Below are 17,690 nucleotides of genomic sequence, written 5' to 3'. Positions count from 1 at the left end.
GTGTGCGCGGTCAGAGTCCTGCGTAAAGCACGTTCGCGGGACGTCGAACTCGCTGGGCGACGTGGTTCGGGGACACGGGTGGGGCTGACAACTTCACTGGACACAGCGGCCACTGGTACCGCGGTAGGCGGCGGTACTTGTGCGTCCGCGAGGGGGGTTCCATCGAGGTCGCGGGTGTTTCCAGCGACGCGGTCGCCGTGAGCGGCAACGTGGCCACGTGAACATCAGAGTGCGAACCAGGCACACGCGGACAATCCGTCCGGGGCGTGAAGAGCCAAGCAACAGCAATGCCCAGGCCGAAGGCCAACAAGACCCAGTTCACCTGCGACACACGGGGACGCGGCACCGCGACAGGGAGCGCCGCCACCGGGAGCGGGGCAGCACCGGCTGCGGCGCGGAGCGCCTCGGCGAACTCGAGCATGGTCTGCGGCCGCGCGGCGGGGTCTTTGCGCAGCGCCGACTCCACCACCGCGGCGACCGCTGGCGGGATGTCGGCCGTCCCGCCCGCCTCGGCGATCAAGGTCGGCTCATAGTGAACATGCCGGGCCAGCATCGCGGCGATGTGCTTCCCGTGGGCCTCGTGAAACGGTAGCCGGCCGGTGAGCACGCGATACAGCGTGATCCCCATCGAATAGACATCCGAGCGGCGGTCGACCGCCCGCCCGAGGGCTTGCTCCGGCGATATGTAGCCTGGAGTGCAGAGCATGCGATTGACGTCGGTCGTCGGCGGACTGTCGATCGTGCGCAGGGCGCGGTCCGCCTTGACCAGGCCGAGGTCGATCACCACCGCGGTCGGAGGACGCCCCGGCTCGCTCGTGACGAGCATGTTGCCGGGCTTGATATCGCGGTGCACATAGCCCCGCTCGTGGACGGCGTGCAGGGCCTCGAGCGCCGGGAGCAGGAGGGACAGCGCCTCATCGCAGGGCAGACGCTGGTCCGGGCGTGCGCGGAGGTACTGGTCGAGGTTCGGCCCGACCAGCAGCTCCATGACGATGAAGGCGGTGCCGTCGAGCGAACCGGTGCCGAATACACGGACAAGGTTGGGATGACGAACCTGGGCGGCAGCGCGGGCCTCCTGGACCATCCGCGCCCGGAGGTCGTCGGAGGCCATGCGCGGCTTGAGCAGCTTGATCGCCACGTCGACGCCGAGGTCCTCGTCGGTCGCCTGGAACACGTCGGCCATGCCACCGCGGCCGATCTGCGAGCGAACGGTATATCGGCCGGCGATCTTGCGACCGATGAAGTCGTACTCGATGGCCCGGTCGGACTGGGGATCAAAGTCGCCGACCGTGACGAGCTCGACGGGACTATGAACGGCTCCGGAGCGGGACATGGGGAACCTCGGAAGCGCGTAAGCCCGCGCAGCGCGAAATCGTATCGACGCCGTGGTCTGCTGTCGAGGGTGCAGCCGGCCGCTGCGGTCAGGTCCCTTGGTCGGCCACTCCGCGGAAGCCGTTGCGCCAAGTGCCGTCCGTCAGCGCCGCGCGCAGGTCGTCGAAGGAGTAGCCGAAGCCGAGCCCCTGCTTGAGGAACAGCGCTCGCGCTGCCGTGTCGGGTGGCCAACGCATCGACCTCCCACGCCGACCGCCCGAGATCAGGACCGGCTCCGGCAAGAGCTCTCGCTGCCGCCAGCGGCTGATCGTGGTCCGGTCGACTCCGGCTGCGAGCGCGACCTCCTCGGTGGTGATCCAGTCGTCGCGGGGGATCAGGGCCACGGCCGCGAGGGTACCAAACACCCCGATCTCGACGGATTGCACTTTGAATCCCTCTGATGCACACTGAAGCACGGAGGACGCGATGATGAAGAACAACGAAACCACAGCATCTGGCGTGAGATTCAGAGTGGCAGCGGGCGACCTGTTCATCTACGTCCCGGGTGCTCTTGGCGTCGCCCTGGTGGCACCGCAGAGCATTGAGGGAAACGCCATTGAGTTGGAGCTGCGCACCCACTGGGGAAACTGGATCGCCCGAGCGAGCTACCGCGACCTGGTGGCGCTGCTGGGTGGCGAGCGCCCCATCGTATGGGCGGTGAGTGCAGATGGCCGAGCGGTGCGCGTTCGACGATCGATCCGGGTATCGCGCACAGAGAAGCAGCGGTGGCGTCTCCGCCTCTGGCGGCAGGGGACTTCGCGCCCGCGAGCACGATGATCGACCTCGGTGCCATCAAGCGACTGCGGCGGCGAACGACGCGAACAGGTCGCCGGGCAGTGGGTGATGCAGGCGCCAGGTGACGGCCATCGGCATCTCGGACTCGTGCTTCACGTAGGTGGCGGGGCCGAGGAACCAGAAGGCTCGATCGTCGCTACGCAGGCGGGCGAATAACATGATCGATGTGCCGCCCGCGACGTGGGTCTGGTAGCGCCGTCCGGTGTCGCTCGTGGCGCGGGTCATCGACTGACTCTCCCAGTGGATGAGCTCGCGGCTGATCGCGTAGTCGCGGTAGCGTGTGGTCGGCGAGAAGTTGCCGCTGGACTTGTCGAGGGTGAAGGCCAGGAGGTCTGCGCGCGCCTCCCTGGCCTGGTAGACCCCCGTCTGCCACGCATGCACCTTCGCCGCGGTGCCGATGCCGAACGCGGCGAGGATCTCGATCCGGGTGTAGCGTCCGTGTACCTGCAGCGGCACGTCCGGATGCGTGACGAGACGGTGGTGCAAGTGGTCGACGCGACCCGCGAGCTCCCCGAGCAGCTCGCGCAGCTCCGCGAGCACCTGCGGGTGCTGCCACAGTAGCGTGCAGGCCTGGGCGAGCGTCGTCGTCTTGCCGAGGGCTCGCTCGGTCACTGCGGCCACCAGCATGCGCAGGAGACGGCGGCTCCGCTCGTCCATCACGGCGAGCACCGGCGGTGCGTCGAGCTCAACGAAGCTGCGAAACGCGGCGATCCGTTCGGGGTCATCGATGTGCAGGAGCCGCGCGCACGCGCTGCGCAGGTCCTTCTCGTGCGGGCCGGCAGCCCGCACCGCGAGTCCGGCGGCCTCGCAGAGGGCGGACCAACCGTCGTCACGGTAGATATCCGCGAGCTCGAGGCCGCTCTCTTCGAGGAAGGCGCGCATCGTGACGCGCCCGCTCTGCGCGAGACGTCGCAGGGCCTCGAGCTTCGCCGGTCGCCGTGAGGGAAGCGCCTGACGCAGGTGGGTGAGCACGATGTCCGCGGCGATGCGGTCGAGCTCCATGTGGCAGCCCGCGGGCAGAAACGGAAAACCGCGCTCGACCTGCTGGATCAACTCGCGGCGAGTCCCGCCTAGCAAGGCCTGGAAGCGCCGGTCGAGGCGAAACTCGGCGCGGTGACGGCCGACGAAGTCCAGCACCGTGCAGGCCTCCTTCCCGTGACTGCGACGCAGGCCGCGTCCGAGCTGCTGCAGGAACAGGGTCGGGCTGTCGGTCGGGCGCAGGAGCAGCAGGGTGTCGACGGCCGGGACGTCGATGCCCTCGTTGAACAGGTCAACCGAGAACACCACGTTGATGCGCCGCTCGGCGAGGGCCCGCAGGGCGTCGCGGCGCTCGTCGTCGGGGCTGTCGCCCCACACCGCGGTCGCGGCGATGCCCGCCTCGTTGAACACGCGCGCCATGTAGCGGGCGTGCTCGACACCGACGCAGAAGCCGAGCGCGCGCATCGTCGCGGGGTCGTCGATGCGGGCGAGCAGCTGTGCGATCACCTGGCGCGCCCAGACGTCGTTCGCAGTCACCAGGTTCGACAAACCCGCCACGTCGTAGCCACGGCCGCGTCGCCAGGGGATCTCGCGCAGATCGAGGCCGTCGTGGATGCCGTAGTAGGTGAAGGGCGCGAGACGGTGCTGATCGATCGCGTCCCACAGGCGCAGCTCGGCGGCGATGCGGCCGTCGAACCATCCGAGCAAGGGCAGGCCGTCGCGAAGGGGAGCTGGCGTTCAGCCGGGCCCCCCGCCGCCCGGGGCAGTCTCGAGCCCGGGAGCAGCTGCCGCGCGCCCCCCCGGGCCGCGCCGCCCCCGGCCCGGCCGCGGGGGGCGCGGGGGGCGGGGCCCCCGGCCGGCCGCGGGCCGCGCCGCCCCCGGCGGCGGGCCGCGGCGCGGGCGCCGCGGCCGGGCCCGGGGGGGGGGGGCGGCCGGCGGCGGGGGGGCGGGGGGGGCCCCGGCCGGCGGGCGGGCGAGCGGCGGCCGCGCGGCCGGCAACGACGCGGCGCGATGTGCCCGGCGGAGATGCTCGGCCAGCGCCCGGGATCAGCAGGGCGGCCGGCCCGGGGGGCGCGCGGCCCGCCCCGCCGGGGGGCGGCCGGGAAAAGGGGCCGGCGCGCCGGCGCCGGGCCTGCGAGTTCGAGGCCTTCCTGCAGCGCCCGCTCGGGCAGCGAGACCTCGCCGAGCACCGCGCGGTGGGCCTCCATGTCGAGCGTTCTGCCCGCACGCTGGAGCTGCATGCCATGGTGCGGACGAACTCGGACGATACCGTCGCGGGTCAGGTCGACGTCGCCGAGCGCCAGGCGGCGCTGCTCTGTGAGCACAGCCTTCGAGTGGGGCCCGACCGCGGCGATCGCAGTGCGCTGATTGAGTCGGGCAGGCAATCGCCCGGGCACGGTGGCCTGGCGCTGCAGATCCTCGAGCTGTTGCAGACCCCGCGGCGTCGGTGGAAGCGCATGGCTATCAAGCGCTACGCCGATCGCTCGCCATCCAGGCCAGACCTTGCCGAGCAGCGTCTCGACCGTCTGTCGGTGCTCCTCGGCGAGCACGAGCTCGCCCTGACGACTGGTCCGCCGCGTCCACCGCATCGTCGATAGTTCGTCCCACGCCTTGCTCTGGTCGTGACGTCGACGAAGGCCGCCGGTGACGACCAGCTCGAGCAGCGCGATGCGATGGAGGCTCTGATCCCACATCACGCGCTCGTCGGTGCGATCCTTCGGCCGGTGACGAGCACCTCCTCGCGGCCGCGGTCGACCTGGCGAACGAGTCGGTAGGTAGTATTCCCCTCCGCCCGGGCCACCTCCGGAGCGGCGAGCAGGAGCTGCAGCTCGAGGCTCTCGCACAGGTCGAACAGGATCGCCAGGTTGTCCTGCGACAGGCGATTCGCCTCGTCGAGAAACAGGATCCGCAGCGTGCCCAGCGAACGCTTCGCGCGCAGCAGATTGGCGTCGCGCTCCCAGGAAGTGAGCACGACCATCATCAGCGCGGCGCCGACCCCGATGGCCTCGCCGGTGGACATGCGGGTCGGGTTGGCGACCTCCCACGTCGGGCTGGCACGGCGCTGGACCTCGACCGCGAGGCCCAGGTACTCGCGGTAGTCGAGCAAGCGATGGCCGCTGATCTTCCCGCCACCGACCTGCCGGAACAGCTCGTCGAGCGCATCCTCGATGGTGAGACTCCGCTGCCACAGGAGCTCCTGCGCGGCGCCCTCCTTGAGCGCGTGCAGCACCTGTTCCATGCGATCCACGCGATCGACCCGGATGCGCACGCCGCAGATGCTGCCGAAGCTGACGCGCGCGAGCTCACCGTTGAGGCGCGAGATCTGCTGGTGAGCCTTGCGGATCGCCGTCTCGATGTTGCGGGCCACGTCGCCGGTCTCACCGCGCAACGCCTGCTCTTGCTCCTCAAGCCGACGTTCGAGCCGTTCCAGGTGCTCGCGCAGGCGGGCGAGGGCCGCGAGCGGATCGTCAACCTCGGCGATCTGGGCCGGGACCCGCCGACGCAGCCAGTCGCGCACCGCGATCCATGCACCGAGCGCCGCGGTCGAGGTCCGGGCCGGGCCAGCCATGGTCTGGCGCACCTGTTCAGCAAGCTCGGTGCCATCGCGGATCTTTCGCAGGCGCTCGGACAGCAGGGTCGTGTAGTTGCTGACCTTGCTCCACAGATTGACGCTGCCCTGGTCGAGCATCTCCTGGACGATGGTCGGCGTGGAGGTGGCCGCGAGCAATCCCTTGTCCTCGGCCTCACGCCGCAGCGACTCCCAGCCGTCACGCTCGGGCTCCCACGCGCGTGTCTTGTCCTCGACGTCGCGCTCGGCGGCCTCGAGCTTGCTCTTCGCGTTCCTTAGTCGCTCGGCCCAGGTGGCCGCCTTGTCGGCGAGGTCGCGCTCGTCGACGGTGAGCTCGGCGACTCGTCGGGACAGCGCGGCGACCTCGGCCTCAGCCGCCGCGAGCGCTGTGTCGCTGGCGTCGTCGATGCCGAGCTCGGCGAGGCGAGCGCGCTGGTCGGCGAGCGCTGCGACGATTGTTTGCAGCTGCGCATCGGTGGCGTTGCAGCGCAGGGTCGCGGACTGCAGCTCGGCCTCGGCACGCTTGGCCGTCGTCTCGGCCCTCTCGAGCTGGTCCCGGGCGATCTCGAGTTGGCGCTCGAGCGCCGGCTTGAGCCGCACCTTCGCGGCCAGGGCAGCCTCGGCATCGGTCCACTCGAGAGCAGCGATGTGGTCGTGGACGAAGCGGAGGGCGGAGACGACGTGCTGGAGGGTGTCCCGGGCCTCGATCGCGGCGGCCTGACGGTGCCGCATGTCCGCAAGCTCAGCTTCAGTCAGCGGCACCGAGCGGAGGGTCTCGAGACCGCGAGCGAGCTGGGTGCGGTCCGCGGCGCAGCGGCGGAGCTCGAGCTCCGCAGCGTCAGCCTCGGCGAGACAGACCGCGAGGCGACTGGCCTCCTCGGTGAAGTCGGGCGGGTCGAGCAGGTTGGCGTCCGGCAGGAGTCGTACGAGCGCGCCGCGACGCGCCTCCGCGGCGGCGAGCATCGGCTTGAGCGCGGCGATCTCCGCGGCGAGGCGGGTAAGCGCATCCGTGGCCACAGCGGCATCACGGCGCGCTCGTGCGAGCTCGGGCTGCGGATCGGTGCGCTCGAGGATCGCCACGTCGGGCATCAAGCCGGCGATGTCTCGCAGCGAGCCCGCGAGCGCGGCCTCCTGTGCCGCGAGCTGCTGGCACTCTGCGGTGAGCGTGGCTTCCTCGCGCCGCAACGACTCGATCTGGCGCTGGCGAGCGCGCTTGCCGAGGGTCGGCTGCTCGGGGATCCGCGTGAGCCGCCACCCCTCCGCGGCCGCCACCAGCAGGTCCCGGCCGAGGCGCTCGGGCGGGTCATTGTCGAGGTCGAGCGCGGCTTCCTGGCCCACGAGCCAGAGCGTCTCGGGCCGGTCCTTGGCAGCCGCGAGCCGCGTCGCGGCGGCGTGTACGTCGTCGACGATGAGGGCCGCGTGCAGCGGGCCGAGGCGGGCCTGGAGTTCACCGGCCTCGGCGAGCGAGACATCGTCGAAGCGCCCCGCGAGCAGCTCAGCGCCAACCAGGTCACGCGCCTTGAGCAGGTCCGGGGCGAACTGCCCTCCGCTTTGTTCGAGGTGGCGCGCCTCGGCGGTGACACGGTCGCGGCGCTCAAGCTGCTCCTCATGCTTGCGGTGCACCGCGTCGCGCTCCGCCTGTAGATGCACACGCAACGCCTCGAGCTCGCCGCGGGTGAAGGTCGGGCGTTCATGTCGGACGCGGAGCTCGTCGGCCCGACGACGAAGCTCGCTCCAGCGCCGACTCAAGGACTCGAGCTCGGCGATCAGCGTGGCCGCGACCTCGGACCGGCGCGTCGCATCTACCGCCGAGCTCTGTGCCGTCCGGAGGCGCTCGGCCAGGTCATGCGCCGAAGTGTCCGCGCTCTCGTGCGCCTCACGCAGCGACTCGCTGCCGAGCGCAGCATCCGCGCCAAGCACCGACCGGGCGCTCTGGCGAACCACGCACTGCTTGCTCTGACGGGCACGCGCATCGGCGAGAGCCTGCTTCAGCGTCGGCTTCTGCTGGGCCAGCGCCTCGCGCTCACGCAGGTCAGCGAGGCACTGCTCGGCCCGCCCGTGGGCATCGCCGTCAGCAATGCGCTCGGGTTGGATGAGCCGCTCCAGCGCAGCCAGCACCCGCGTGAACGCCTCGCGCTGTTCGCCGGCGACGGCGAGCTGGCGGGCGAGCTGGGCCAGCTCGACATCGAGGCCACGCAGGCGCTCGTCGCAGCGACGCGTGACATCCACCAGCGTCGCCGGCTTCACGTCTTCACCGGGCAGCCCGGCCCGCGCGTCCGCAAGCCGCGTGACGACCACCCGGTGCTCCGCCGCGCGACGCTCGAGCTCCTCGAAGCCCTGCTTGAAGTCCGCAAGGCCCTCTGCCGCGCGTGTGTGGGCCGTGCGCGCCGCTTCCCGGCCCTGGCCTGCATCCCGCGCAGCCTGCTCCGCGCCATCCCGCATCGCCATCGCCTCCGCATGCGCGGCAACCCGGGCCCTCTCGACCACCTCGTCCTCGCCGATCCGCAGGTGCAGCTTGTTGGCAGTACGCAGGCGCTCGAGACCTCGCTCGCCGTCCTGCGCTCGCCGGGTCGTCCCCTCGAGCTCGCTGCGGGCCTCGTCGCGCAGCTCGATCGCAGCCTCATGGTCCCCGGTGATCCGAACGTGCTCCAGCTGCATGTCGGATGCGACGCGACGCGCCTCCTTCAACCGGACGAGCGACTCCTCGGCCCGTTCACGGCTCGCATGGACCGCCGCCGCGAACAGCTTGAGCCCCGCCTCGTACACGTCGGAGATCTCGGCCTCAATCTGACGCGCCTCGCCGACCTCGCTGCGCGTGCGACGACACGCGTCGAGGTTCTGGCGCATCCGCTTGAGCGTGTCAGCGAGACCAGTCTCCTCCTTGAGCAAGAACCCGCGCAGGCCGTCGGCCAGGGTCCTCGAGATGCCGCCCATCATGCTGGTGCGCAGCATCTCGTTGTACTTGCGCCGCTCCTCGTCCGCCGCGAGCCGCAGCGGCGTCACGCCGCGCTCAAACAGCTCGGCGAAGTACTCTCGGGCCGACGCGAACATCTTGAGCTTGCCGCCGGCCTGGGCCGCGAGCTCACGCAGGCGCTGGACCTCCGGCACGCGATCCTGCTCCTGGCGATCGAGCAACACATCCTGCAGGGCAACGTCCACGCCCAGCCCGGTGATCACGAACGGCGAGAGCTCGACGCTCGGCTCGGCGCGCCGCTCGAGCAACACGCCGGCAATCAGGCGCTCGTCGCCGATCCGGAGGTCCAGCACGGCATAGGTCGGGCTCCCGGCCTCTCCGAGCCGACCGTGTAGACCGCGATCGCCACCGGTCGCCCCGTGCTCACCCACATTGGTAAACCGCAACAAATTCATGTCCGGCAGCAACACCACATAGGCCGCGATCATCACCGTGGTCTTGCCGGCGCCGTTGCTCCCCTCGAGCGCGGTGACCCGCGGATCCATGAGGTAGCGCTGGTAGAACACGCCACGCCAGTTGACGAGCACGAGGGTGTGGGCAGTGACGCGCTTCATCCGGCGTCGTCCTCGTCGCGCTCGTCGCCGCCTTCCTCGAGCTCGACGATGACGGCGTCGCGGCGCTCGATGAGTCGCTGCAGACCTGCGATGGGGTCGCCCAGTCCTCGAACCGGCTCCGCGAAGCGCAACACCGGCGGCCGCAGGCGCAGCCGCTCGCCGTCCAGCAGCTCGACGAAGCCGAGTCTGGCGAGCGAACGCAGCGCCGTGTCGATCTCCCGACGCACAAGCTCGTGCGCGACCCGTTCGCTGCGCTTCCCGCTGCGCCGACGGTTGAGGGCCTGGACCAGCTTCTCCTTGCCGACGAGGTTGTCGAGGAGCTCGACCACCTGCCCTCGCAGGGCTGCGCCCCCGGACTGCACCGTCGCGGGATCGAGGTACAGCAGCGCGAGCGCCTGCCCGACCAGCATCTCCGCGGCGCTGAGGTGACGCCGCCCGAGCCGATCCCCCGTCGGCCGGAGATAGAAGTAGCCGTCATTCACCTGCACGAGCTCGCAGCCGTAACGACGATACAGCGGCTCGAGGAACACCTGCGCCTCGCGGACAAACGCGAACTCCGCGGGCTCGTCGCTGGCAATATGCCGACCTTCACGCAAAGCCAGGTCGATGACAGGGAACATATCGTCCTGCACGACGGACTCGAGGCTGCTGTACAGCGGCGAGTCGTTCATGCGCTCTCCCTGGGCACGAGCGCCCAGTCCTCGATCTCGATCGAGGCCGGCACGGGCACCCACGCGCGCTCGATCTCCCGGAGCACGCGAACATCCCGGGCCACCAGCTCGGCGATGCGTCCGACCGCCTTGAAGCGCTCATGGCCCGGCAGCTCCGGGAGCAGCGCGCCCACCACCGTGGACAAGCTCCCGGGCCCATCGGCGAGGAGCGCCCGGACGCGGGCCTCGAGCGCCTCCGGGGCCACGTCCGGCGCCTCCACGGCGAGCGCCTCGTCGAGCGGCCGACGCGGGCGCTCGACCGGCGGTCGCTCGACGCGGGCCTCGAGCTCGCGCAGCAGCCGGATCGGCGCCACCGCGGCGACGTGGAGGGCGAAGGGCTGCTCCATCCACCCGGCCAGCTGATCCCGGAGGCGCTGGCTCATCGCCCGCTGAGGATCGAGGCGTACCACCGTTCGCAGGTAGCGCTGGACATATTGATAATACTCCGACCAGGCCCGCTGGCGTTCCCCACCCCAGGCAGCAACGCGCTCCACCTGCTCGGCGACTGCGTGGGCCGCCGCCTCGGCGTCGCGCGCATCGACCATCGCCGCCGCCTGCTCGACCTCCTGCAGCAGCGCGAGCATCAGTCCGGTGTCCCGCATGAGCACCTGATTGAGCTCCTGCAGGGTCGTCGCTGTCTCGTCAAGCAACCGCTCACAGGCATCGATCGCAGCGAACCAGTCATGCCGCAGCAGGTCACCGATCTTGGCCTGGATCTCCTCCTGCTGGGCATCCCGCGCTGGCGACGCTCGATACCGCCGACCAGCTCCGCGACCGTAACCTGTAGCGGCTCGATCACGCGGCTCCTCCAGAGCTCCGCGGAGTCGCACTGCCTGGCGGCGGCCCGGACCTCCGCGAGCTGCGACAGAAGGATGTTCGTGAGCAGCGACAGGCTCTCGCGGGTCAGCTTCTCCTCGCCGGCGAAGAAGTCGACAATCGCCGCACCGAGGCGGGTGATCGAATAATCGCCGGCCCGCACCAGGCCCGCACCGTCGACCCGGGCCAACAACCGCTGCTCGCGCAGCCGCTCAATCGCATGCGTCGCCCGCTTGCGCTTGTTCGGCGCACCCGGTTCGGTCACGTCACAGACCTGCTCAAAGACGTCGACCAGCACACCGTCCTCGAACGACGCAACCGTCGCTCGCTCCGCCTGGGCCCGCAGGGCGACGAGGAAGCACAAGTCCGTCGTGTCGAGCTGCAGCTTTGCGCCTCCGCGGTGAAGCGAGCCGATCGTCCGGTGCACGTCCTCCATGACCCCTGCGGAGTATTGCCGAGGGCGATCTCGCACCGCAAGCAGAAACGAGCCGCTCACGCGGCCTGACCGCGAGTTCCCGGCCTACAAGTGGCCCAGGAAGTCCAGCTGCGCTCAGGCGTCGTCCGCTAGGACCACCTCGAACAGCGAGACGCTGTCGAGGATCCACGAGCGCCGCTCGCGGCGGAGCATGCCAATGGCACGCACCATCCCCGCACGGCCCACGGCGTGCTCGACCCCCGCGCCAACCCAATGCCGCGGCTCAGCGGGCGGCCCCGGCTTCACGCTCGCGGATCGCCCGAATCACCTCCGACTTCGCGTCCCGCAGCTCGGGGAACATCAGCGACCACCGGCGATGGTGGATCTTCCGTACAACCGGGGACAGCCCCGTGAGGATCTGGAGCGCCGCTCGGCCGGTGTGCTCGCCCGGCATGATCCACAGCAGCCCTGCGGCGAACAACCTCGTGAAGACCTCGGTTCGCGCCCCCGAGACGGCCGCGAGGTCGCGACGATATCCCTTCTCGATCGCCGCCCACAGCTCCTGAGCGGTCGCAGCGCCGAGGACCCCGGCGGGGATCTGCGCCGCAACATGAGCGAAGTGCCGACCCACGAGATCATCGAGCGGACGCTCGGGCCGCGGCCGATCTGCCGATCTGCTGGTGCGTCTCCCCGACGCTGCTGCGGGGCGTGCCGTCACAGCAGCACCGGCGTCGATGCCCGCCACATCGGCGACGCTCTCGCGGCGACTTGGCATGACGCGGCCCATCGTCGGCATGTCCTCGAGCCACCGCCCGGCGTCGAAGCTGGCGAGCTCGGCGGGCGCCATGAACTGAGCTCCGCTGAGCACGCCATCGTCCAGATTAATCACGGCGACCCTCTCGCGCGAACAGGCGACGAGTAGCAACTCGTAAGGGGTGCGTGGACGTACCCGATGATCGGCGCGCAGTCGGCGAAGCACCACGGGATCCGGCCGCCCCCGATCGCCAGACTCACCGGGTCACCCTTCCTGAGCTTCGACATGAGCTCTACTAAATCGGGTTCGTCTAGTGTGAGGAGCTGGAACGTGAACCGACCATCGGGGCACACCCGTATCGCCGTGACGACGCCGGGCGTCGTTCTGTCGATGCGGATCTCGCCGCGCTTGCGCGCACACCTGGACAACGGCCCCGAGTCGATCCAGTGGGGTTCGCCCTGCTGCATCGGCCCACCGAAGGGCCCTCCCCGACGGACGAGCTCACGCGCCTTCGCGGCGAGCGCCTCGAACGTCCCCTCGCCGAGTACTCGCTCTCCCCAATCGTCCCAGAGAAAACGCAGCCGCCCTTCGCCCGGAACACCGTCGATCTGGAACTGTCCCTCCCCGTGACGAACCCGCCACGTCCGGAAGTCCCCGCCGCCCAGCTGGTACTGCGTGGTCCAGGGCAGAGTCGCGGCGCGAAACTGCCGGCTGCGCCGGACCCACCGCTCGACGAGGTCGTCGACGCCCTGGATCCCGCCCCGCCGCAGCACGCCGTCGAACCGCTTCAGCTCCGGTGACATCGCCGCCTCCTCTCCACAGTCCCTGTCACGACACCTCGAGCTCACGGATCGCCTGAACGACGTCCGAGTTCTCCTGCCGCAGCTCGGGCAACATCAGCGCCCAACGGCGGTGATGCACCCGGCGGACGATCGGCGAGAGGGCGCCCAGAATCTGCAACGCCGCGCGCCCTGCATGGTCCGCCGGCATGTGCTCGAGCATCCCCGCCGCGTGCAGCTCGCGGAGGATCTCGACGCCGCGGCCCGAGATGGCCGCGAGATCAAGACGATGGGCCTTCCCGATCGCGGCCCATATGGCGCGTGCCGTCGCGGCCCCAACGACATCGCCCGGGATTCTTGCCGCGACGTGGGCGAGATGGCGAGCGATGAGCTCGTCGAGCGGACGCGAGGGCAGCCGACGGGATGACGGCTTGCGCCGCGAACCGCCCTGGCTCCGCATCGATATCGTGGGGGCCGCCTGCTCGCTCGGTGTCGTGGCCGTGGCGGTGGCCGCAGCCTCAGGCGCGGTCTCGGAAGTCGGCACTCGCTCGCCTGGCGTTTCCGAAAGCGAGACCGAGGGCGAGGGTTCCGGCGCGGTCCCGGCTGCCGCCGCCTGCTCGACCGGCGTTGCCGATGGCGCCGCCGTCGAGACCGGCGTCGCCGGTTCCGGCGCCGGGGCAGCGACCGCGGTGGCCACAGCCCCGAGGAGGAAGTCGACGCGGCCGAATACCTGCGCGGGCGTGACAACCCGTGCGCCGATGACGGAACCGTCCGCGACCACGAGGACACCGAGCGCGTCGTCCTCAAGCACGCACATCAGGAACGCCTTGGGGGCTCTCCCGATCATCCCGAATAGAGGGAAGCAGTCGGTGAACGCCCAGGCCAGCCGCTTCTCGCGGACTGCCAGCACCACAGGCTCGCTCTCATCCAGACGGGCCGCCTCCGTCGCCACCTGCGCGAGGTCCGAGAGCAGGCGGAACCCGAACGATCCCGTGGGGCGGATCTGCAGCAGCAGGTAGAGCCCGGGCCGGATCTGCTCGAGCCGAAGCTCCCGGTGCCCGGACCACACGCGCCCCCCTGGCTTGAGCTCCTCGATCGCCTGAGCCAGCTCTGCTGTCGGCGTCGGACTGCCGAACGGCCCGCCACGTTGGACGACGTACTCCGCCAACGACACCATCGCCGCTCCCGTCCCCGTCCCGAGCCGTTGCTCACCGAGTCCCTCCCGCACGTAGTGGAGAATCGCGGAGCCCTCGACCTCCGCGACCCGGAAGTGGTTCGCACCGTGCGCCGCGATCCACGGCCTCTGCTCACCGCCTGGCGACGGCCCCCGCGTCCACTCGAGCGACGTGGACTGAAACTCGGCGGCTCGCCGCGTCCATCGGTCCACCACTTCGGCGATGCCGCCTCCGTGAATCGTCAATCGACGCAGCGCAGCGTCGATCTTCTCGTGTTCGTTGTGCACGCGCCGCCTCCTATTCCGTTGCGACAGCCTCGCCGCACCTGCTTCCGCACCACCCGAGGCGCCCCGGGTGGCGGCTGGACCGGCGCCCCAGGTGGCGGCCCGCCTGGCGTCCTGCTTGCCGCCTCGAAGTCCTGCCTCCTACCATCATGGCCACCCCAACGAGGAGACTATACCTGGAGTCCACCGCCGTCACGCTTGCCGCTTCACGTGCCGTTTCCTTGAGCAGCGCTCGCCGCCGAGCGCCCCGAGCTGCCGCCACACTTGCCGCTTCAGGGCACACTTCCATATCGCGCGCTTGCCGTCATACTTGCCGCGTCGGCTGATGCGCGACATGTCCCGAAGGACATGGGCTGCGGCAGCACCCACGAGCCTATCGCCCCCTCCCTTGCCGCCATACTTGCCGCTTCAGGCGAGGCGCGACATGTCCTGAAGTACAGCTGACGAAACGAGAGGCCAGCATCCTCGCGCGATGGTTGCCGCTACGATTGCCGCCTCGGCTAGAGTGCTCGATCTGCCCCATCAGACAGGTCGCCTGGAACTGGTGCTCGTTCCGGAACCTGCGAAGAATGCGCGTCGAGAACTCCTATGCAGGCCCAGCCTGCCAGGACGTCGCGCGACTTCGCTGCCTCTTCTTGGGACCTTCCGCGACCCCTGTGCTCGGCAGAGCCCGGGCGCCTTCCCTCGCAGATTGTTGACCTCGCCACCGAGATACTTGGCGACATGCAACGCGTCGAAGGCGACCTTGTGCTCACCATCGCGGAGGGCCTCGCGGACAGCAGCGATGGAAGGCCCGTGCATGTCCATCGACGGAGGCGCTGGCCGTCGATGAGACTTCGTTCCGGAGGCGCGTCACCACGACGAAGATCTCCCGCCGTCTCGAGGCCGGTGCTGGCGATGATCGACACGCGCCACGCAGCAGCGATGCCTTGACAGCCTTGCCCGGTCCGGCCACTGTTCGGCACCAGGGCGCCAGCCACGGGCGCCGCCAACGCATGATGGCCCTCCCCGACATCGAGGCGCAGCTCAGCTACGCGTACCTCCACGCCGTGGCCTCCCACGCCGGCATCGCCTGCCAGGAGGCCACGCGCTCGCTGGACAACGCGGGCGTCGACGCGACCCTGCACCTCATCAAGAACTTCGGCCCGACCGCGAAGCTGACTGAGATCTCGCTGCACATCCAGCTCAAGGCGACGGTCCAGCCGCCGACCCGGCAGGCCGGCGGCCTCTCCTATTTCCTCCGCGAGACCGCCCACTACGATCGCCTCCGCAGCGACTCCGCCTTGCCCCCGCGGCTCCTCGCCGTCCTCTTCCTGCCGCCGAACCACCCCGAGTGGTTGACCCACAGCCCCGACCAGCTCGTCCTCTCGCGCGCCGCCTACTGGGTGAGCCTGCTCGACGCGCCCCCGAGCACCAACACCTCCGGCCAGACGATCTACCTCCCGGAGACCCAGCCGCTCTCGCCGGCTGGATTACACGACCTGTTTCGCCGGGTCGCTCACCAGGAGAGGCTGCGTTATGAGCATTGATCAGCAACGCCGCATCCTCGCCAGGCAGCTGCGCCCCCTCGCAGTCCGGCAATATGCAGAGTCGCGGCAATGGACCCCTATCGAGGGCGCCCGGGGCCGCTTCTGGCTGTTTCGTCACCCCGAGCAGCAGCTCCGCCAGCTCCAGATCCCCATGGACGCCGACGACGCCGGCTTCACCGACGCGATGCTCGACGTGGTCCAGCGCCTCGCCGAGCTCGAGCGCCGCCCCATCGACGCCGTGCTCGCCGACCTGCAATGGCCCGACGCCGACGTCCTCCGCGTCCGCATCGCCAGCCGCGACGCCGAGAGCGGCCAGCTCTCCCTCACCGCCGACGTCATGCTCCGTGAGGGCGCCCGCCGGGCCCTGCTCGCCTCCGCCTGCTCTGTCATCAACCCGGTCGCCGTGCACCCCCGCATGAGCCGCGGCGAGGCCGACGCCATGCTCGCGGCCTGCCGCGCCGGCCAAACCGAGGTCGGCAGCTACGTCCTCAAGATCATCTGCCCGCTCCACGCGGTCTCCCGCGACCTCGAGCTCGCCGACCCGATCCCCTTCACCCGCAAGGTGACGACCCACCTCATGCGCGCCACCGCGGACCTGGTCGAGAGCATCGAACACAGCCGCGTCGAGGCCTACCTCGAGACCCACGCCGAGCGCCCCATGCTGAGCTGGAACCTCTGCGACGCCCTGCTGCGCATGCAGCCCGAGCAGAACGCCGGCCAACTCGAGCTCTCGACCACCTGGGCCGCCGACCCGCGCCTGCCCCCGCCGCCGGAGACCGACACACCCTCCCGCGTGGCGATCAAGGCCGAGTACATCCCCGAGATCCAGCGCGCCGCCCAGATCTTGCGCCCGAGCCCCGCGAGCAACCGCGAGGAGATGCTGATCGGCACCGTCGAGATCCTCAGCGGCGTCGTGGGAGCCGACGGTCGCCGCTCGGGCGAGGTGCAGTTCTCCCTCCTGCTCCCCGACAGCGACCCCCTGCGAGTGCGCGCCAACCTCGACCCCGAGCAATACGCCGACGCCGTCCGGGCCCACGAGAGCGGCCGCGGCTACGTCCGCCTCCACGGCGTACTCCACCGCGGCCAGCGGATCGGCCGCATCGATCCGCTCCGCGCCCTGCAGCTCCTCGACGAGCAGGCTGCCTACCTCCCCACCGACACCGCCTGAGCCCCGCACCCGCCGCAGCCAACCTCGAGCCTCACGCAGGCATCGGCGTCCGCCCAGGCGGTAGTACCTTCACCTCAACGCATACCGTTCCCTTCGCCCTGGTATGCGCGCAGGCGCAAGCCTCGCCGTGCGATTCATCGAGGCCGCGAGCTGCGGGGACTGGCCCGCAGTCGAAACGCTCCTCGCCCCCGACGTCATCCTGCACGACGAAGGAGACGAGGTCCGCGGTGTGGCGGAGGCTCTACACCGCTTGCGGCAGGATCAGGGACTGGTCCTGAACGCCGCCACGAGCATCGCCGCGGCCAGCACGGGCGGTGAGCTGGAAGCAAGTCGCGGTGACCTTCGGGGTGTTGCGGCATGCTTCGTTTGCAGCCGTAGAATGGCAGTCGCCTACTGCCTGGAGCACCGCTCGCTCGAGGGGAGGGCGACGGAGTTCGGCCCGATCTTCAGTCGCCTGTGCCTTAGTCCACCGTGATCTCGCAGGTGAACTCCGTGTTCGGAGTCACCGGCGATGTCGACCCCTTCACCGTCAGGTTGTGGGTCCCGCTCCCGAAGCGCCACTTCCCGATCTCCGCCGTGCGTCCCGCCGGCACCACGCGGGTGACCTCGTCGTTGAGTCGCGAGCCGTCGACCGCGTCGAGGTCTGCACGGATCGTCACGTCGATGCCCGGCGGCTCGGTTACCCGACCGCGCACGTCGGCGTAGCGACCGAGCATGACCCCCGCGTAGAACGGGATGTCGATCTCCTCGCGCTTCTCGAAGTTGCCTTGCCCATCCGTCGTAGCCTTCAATGTGAGCTTCACGTTCTCTCTCCTTCGA

The 17,690-nt window shown here is 70.2% G+C and carries 14 protein-coding genes and 1 pseudogene; 4 read left to right on the top strand and 11 right to left on the bottom strand.

The window, feature by feature from the left end; genetic code table 11:
* Positions 1-10: 10 nt before the first annotated feature.
* Together IPJ59_RS18865 and IPJ59_RS18860 are read right to left on the bottom strand one after the other, a co-directional pair.
* Complete coding sequence (locus IPJ59_RS18865; RefSeq protein WP_293272771.1) at positions 11-1,333, bottom strand: serine/threonine-protein kinase; 1,323 nt, start codon at positions 1,331-1,333, stop codon at positions 11-13.
* 88 nt (positions 1,334-1,421) lie between these two features.
* Positions 1,422-1,811 (bottom strand): MerR family transcriptional regulator, encoded by a 390-nt coding sequence (locus IPJ59_RS18860; protein WP_293272770.1) that lies wholly within the window; start codon positions 1,809-1,811, stop codon positions 1,422-1,424.
* Here IPJ59_RS18860 and IPJ59_RS18855 point away from each other — a divergent pair.
* Positions 1,798-2,148 carry a hypothetical protein gene (locus IPJ59_RS18855; RefSeq protein WP_293272769.1) on the top strand — a complete coding sequence of 117 codons (351 nt, stop codon included), beginning with the start codon at positions 1,798-1,800 and terminating at the stop codon, positions 2,146-2,148. The genes IPJ59_RS18860 and IPJ59_RS18855 overlap by 14 nt on opposite strands.
* Positions 2,149-2,163: 15 nt before the next feature.
* Here IPJ59_RS18855 and IPJ59_RS18850 read toward each other — a convergent pair.
* Positions 2,164-3,882, bottom strand: a pseudogene (locus IPJ59_RS18850) (DUF3427 domain-containing protein); the annotation flags it as partial.
* A 458-nt stretch (positions 3,883-4,340) separates the two neighbouring features.
* Between IPJ59_RS18850 and IPJ59_RS18845 the strand changes: the two are divergent.
* Positions 4,341-4,742 carry a hypothetical protein gene (locus tag IPJ59_RS18845; RefSeq protein ID WP_293272767.1) on the top strand — a complete coding sequence of 134 codons (402 nt, stop codon included), beginning with the start codon at positions 4,341-4,343 and terminating at the stop codon, positions 4,740-4,742.
* 95 nt (positions 4,743-4,837) lie between these two features.
* Here IPJ59_RS18845 and mukB read toward each other — a convergent pair whose 3' ends face one another.
* From mukB to IPJ59_RS18810, 7 genes are all read right to left on the bottom strand, one after another.
* The gene (gene mukB, locus IPJ59_RS18840) at positions 4,838-9,241 is read right to left on the bottom strand and encodes a chromosome partition protein MukB (RefSeq protein ID WP_293272766.1); all 4,404 of its coding nucleotides are present in this window, start codon (positions 9,239-9,241) and stop codon (positions 4,838-4,840) included.
* Entirely contained in the window at positions 9,238-9,912 is a 675-nt protein-coding gene (locus IPJ59_RS18835; protein WP_293272765.1) for a chromosome partition protein MukE, read from the bottom strand. The genes mukB and IPJ59_RS18835 overlap by 4 nt, the downstream gene beginning before the upstream one ends.
* Complete coding sequence (locus tag IPJ59_RS18830; protein ID WP_293272858.1) at positions 9,909-10,643, bottom strand: hypothetical protein; 735 nt, start codon at positions 10,641-10,643, stop codon at positions 9,909-9,911. Before IPJ59_RS18830 ends, IPJ59_RS18835 begins: the two co-directional genes overlap by 4 nt.
* Positions 10,535-11,203, bottom strand: a complete 669-nt coding sequence (locus IPJ59_RS18825; protein WP_293272764.1) for a hypothetical protein — start codon at positions 11,201-11,203, stop codon at positions 10,535-10,537. The genes IPJ59_RS18830 and IPJ59_RS18825 overlap by 109 nt, the downstream gene beginning before the upstream one ends.
* A gap of 262 nt (positions 11,204-11,465) precedes the next feature.
* Positions 11,466-12,071 (bottom strand): hypothetical protein, encoded by a 606-nt coding sequence (locus IPJ59_RS18820; protein WP_293272763.1) that lies wholly within the window; start codon positions 12,069-12,071, stop codon positions 11,466-11,468.
* On the bottom strand, positions 12,068-12,739 hold the full coding sequence (locus IPJ59_RS18815; protein WP_293272762.1) for a hypothetical protein: 672 nt from the start codon (positions 12,737-12,739) through the stop codon (positions 12,068-12,070). Before IPJ59_RS18815 ends, IPJ59_RS18820 begins: the two co-directional genes overlap by 4 nt.
* 25 nt (positions 12,740-12,764) lie before the next feature.
* On the bottom strand, positions 12,765-14,177 hold the full coding sequence (locus tag IPJ59_RS18810) for a hypothetical protein (RefSeq protein ID WP_293272761.1): 1,413 nt from the start codon (positions 14,175-14,177) through the stop codon (positions 12,765-12,767).
* A 992-nt stretch (positions 14,178-15,169) separates the two neighbouring features.
* Between IPJ59_RS18810 and IPJ59_RS18805 the strand changes: the two genes are divergently transcribed.
* Both IPJ59_RS18805 and IPJ59_RS18800 read left to right on the top strand, forming a co-directional pair.
* Positions 15,170-15,703: a DUF4365 domain-containing protein gene (locus tag IPJ59_RS18805; RefSeq protein ID WP_293272760.1), complete on the top strand. Its 534-nt coding sequence runs from the start codon at positions 15,170-15,172 to the stop codon at positions 15,701-15,703.
* Positions 15,693-16,871 carry a hypothetical protein gene (locus IPJ59_RS18800; protein ID WP_293272759.1) on the top strand — a complete coding sequence of 393 codons (1,179 nt, stop codon included), beginning with the start codon at positions 15,693-15,695 and terminating at the stop codon, positions 16,869-16,871. The genes IPJ59_RS18805 and IPJ59_RS18800 overlap by 11 nt, the downstream gene beginning before the upstream one ends.
* Before the next feature lie 461 nt (positions 16,872-17,332).
* Here the strand turns inward: IPJ59_RS18800 and IPJ59_RS18795 are convergent, their stop codons facing one another.
* Positions 17,333-17,674: a hypothetical protein gene (locus IPJ59_RS18795; RefSeq protein ID WP_293272758.1), complete on the bottom strand. Its 342-nt coding sequence runs from the start codon at positions 17,672-17,674 to the stop codon at positions 17,333-17,335.
* Positions 17,675-17,690 lie beyond the last annotated feature (16 nt).

Origin of the sequence: Nannocystis sp., assembly GCF_016714285.1 — a bacterium.
Taxonomy (GTDB): domain Bacteria; phylum Myxococcota_A; class Polyangia; order Nannocystales; family Nannocystaceae; genus Nannocystis.
The sequence above is the reverse complement of the archived record's forward strand: the minus strand, read 5'-3'. Positions and strand labels throughout refer to the sequence as shown.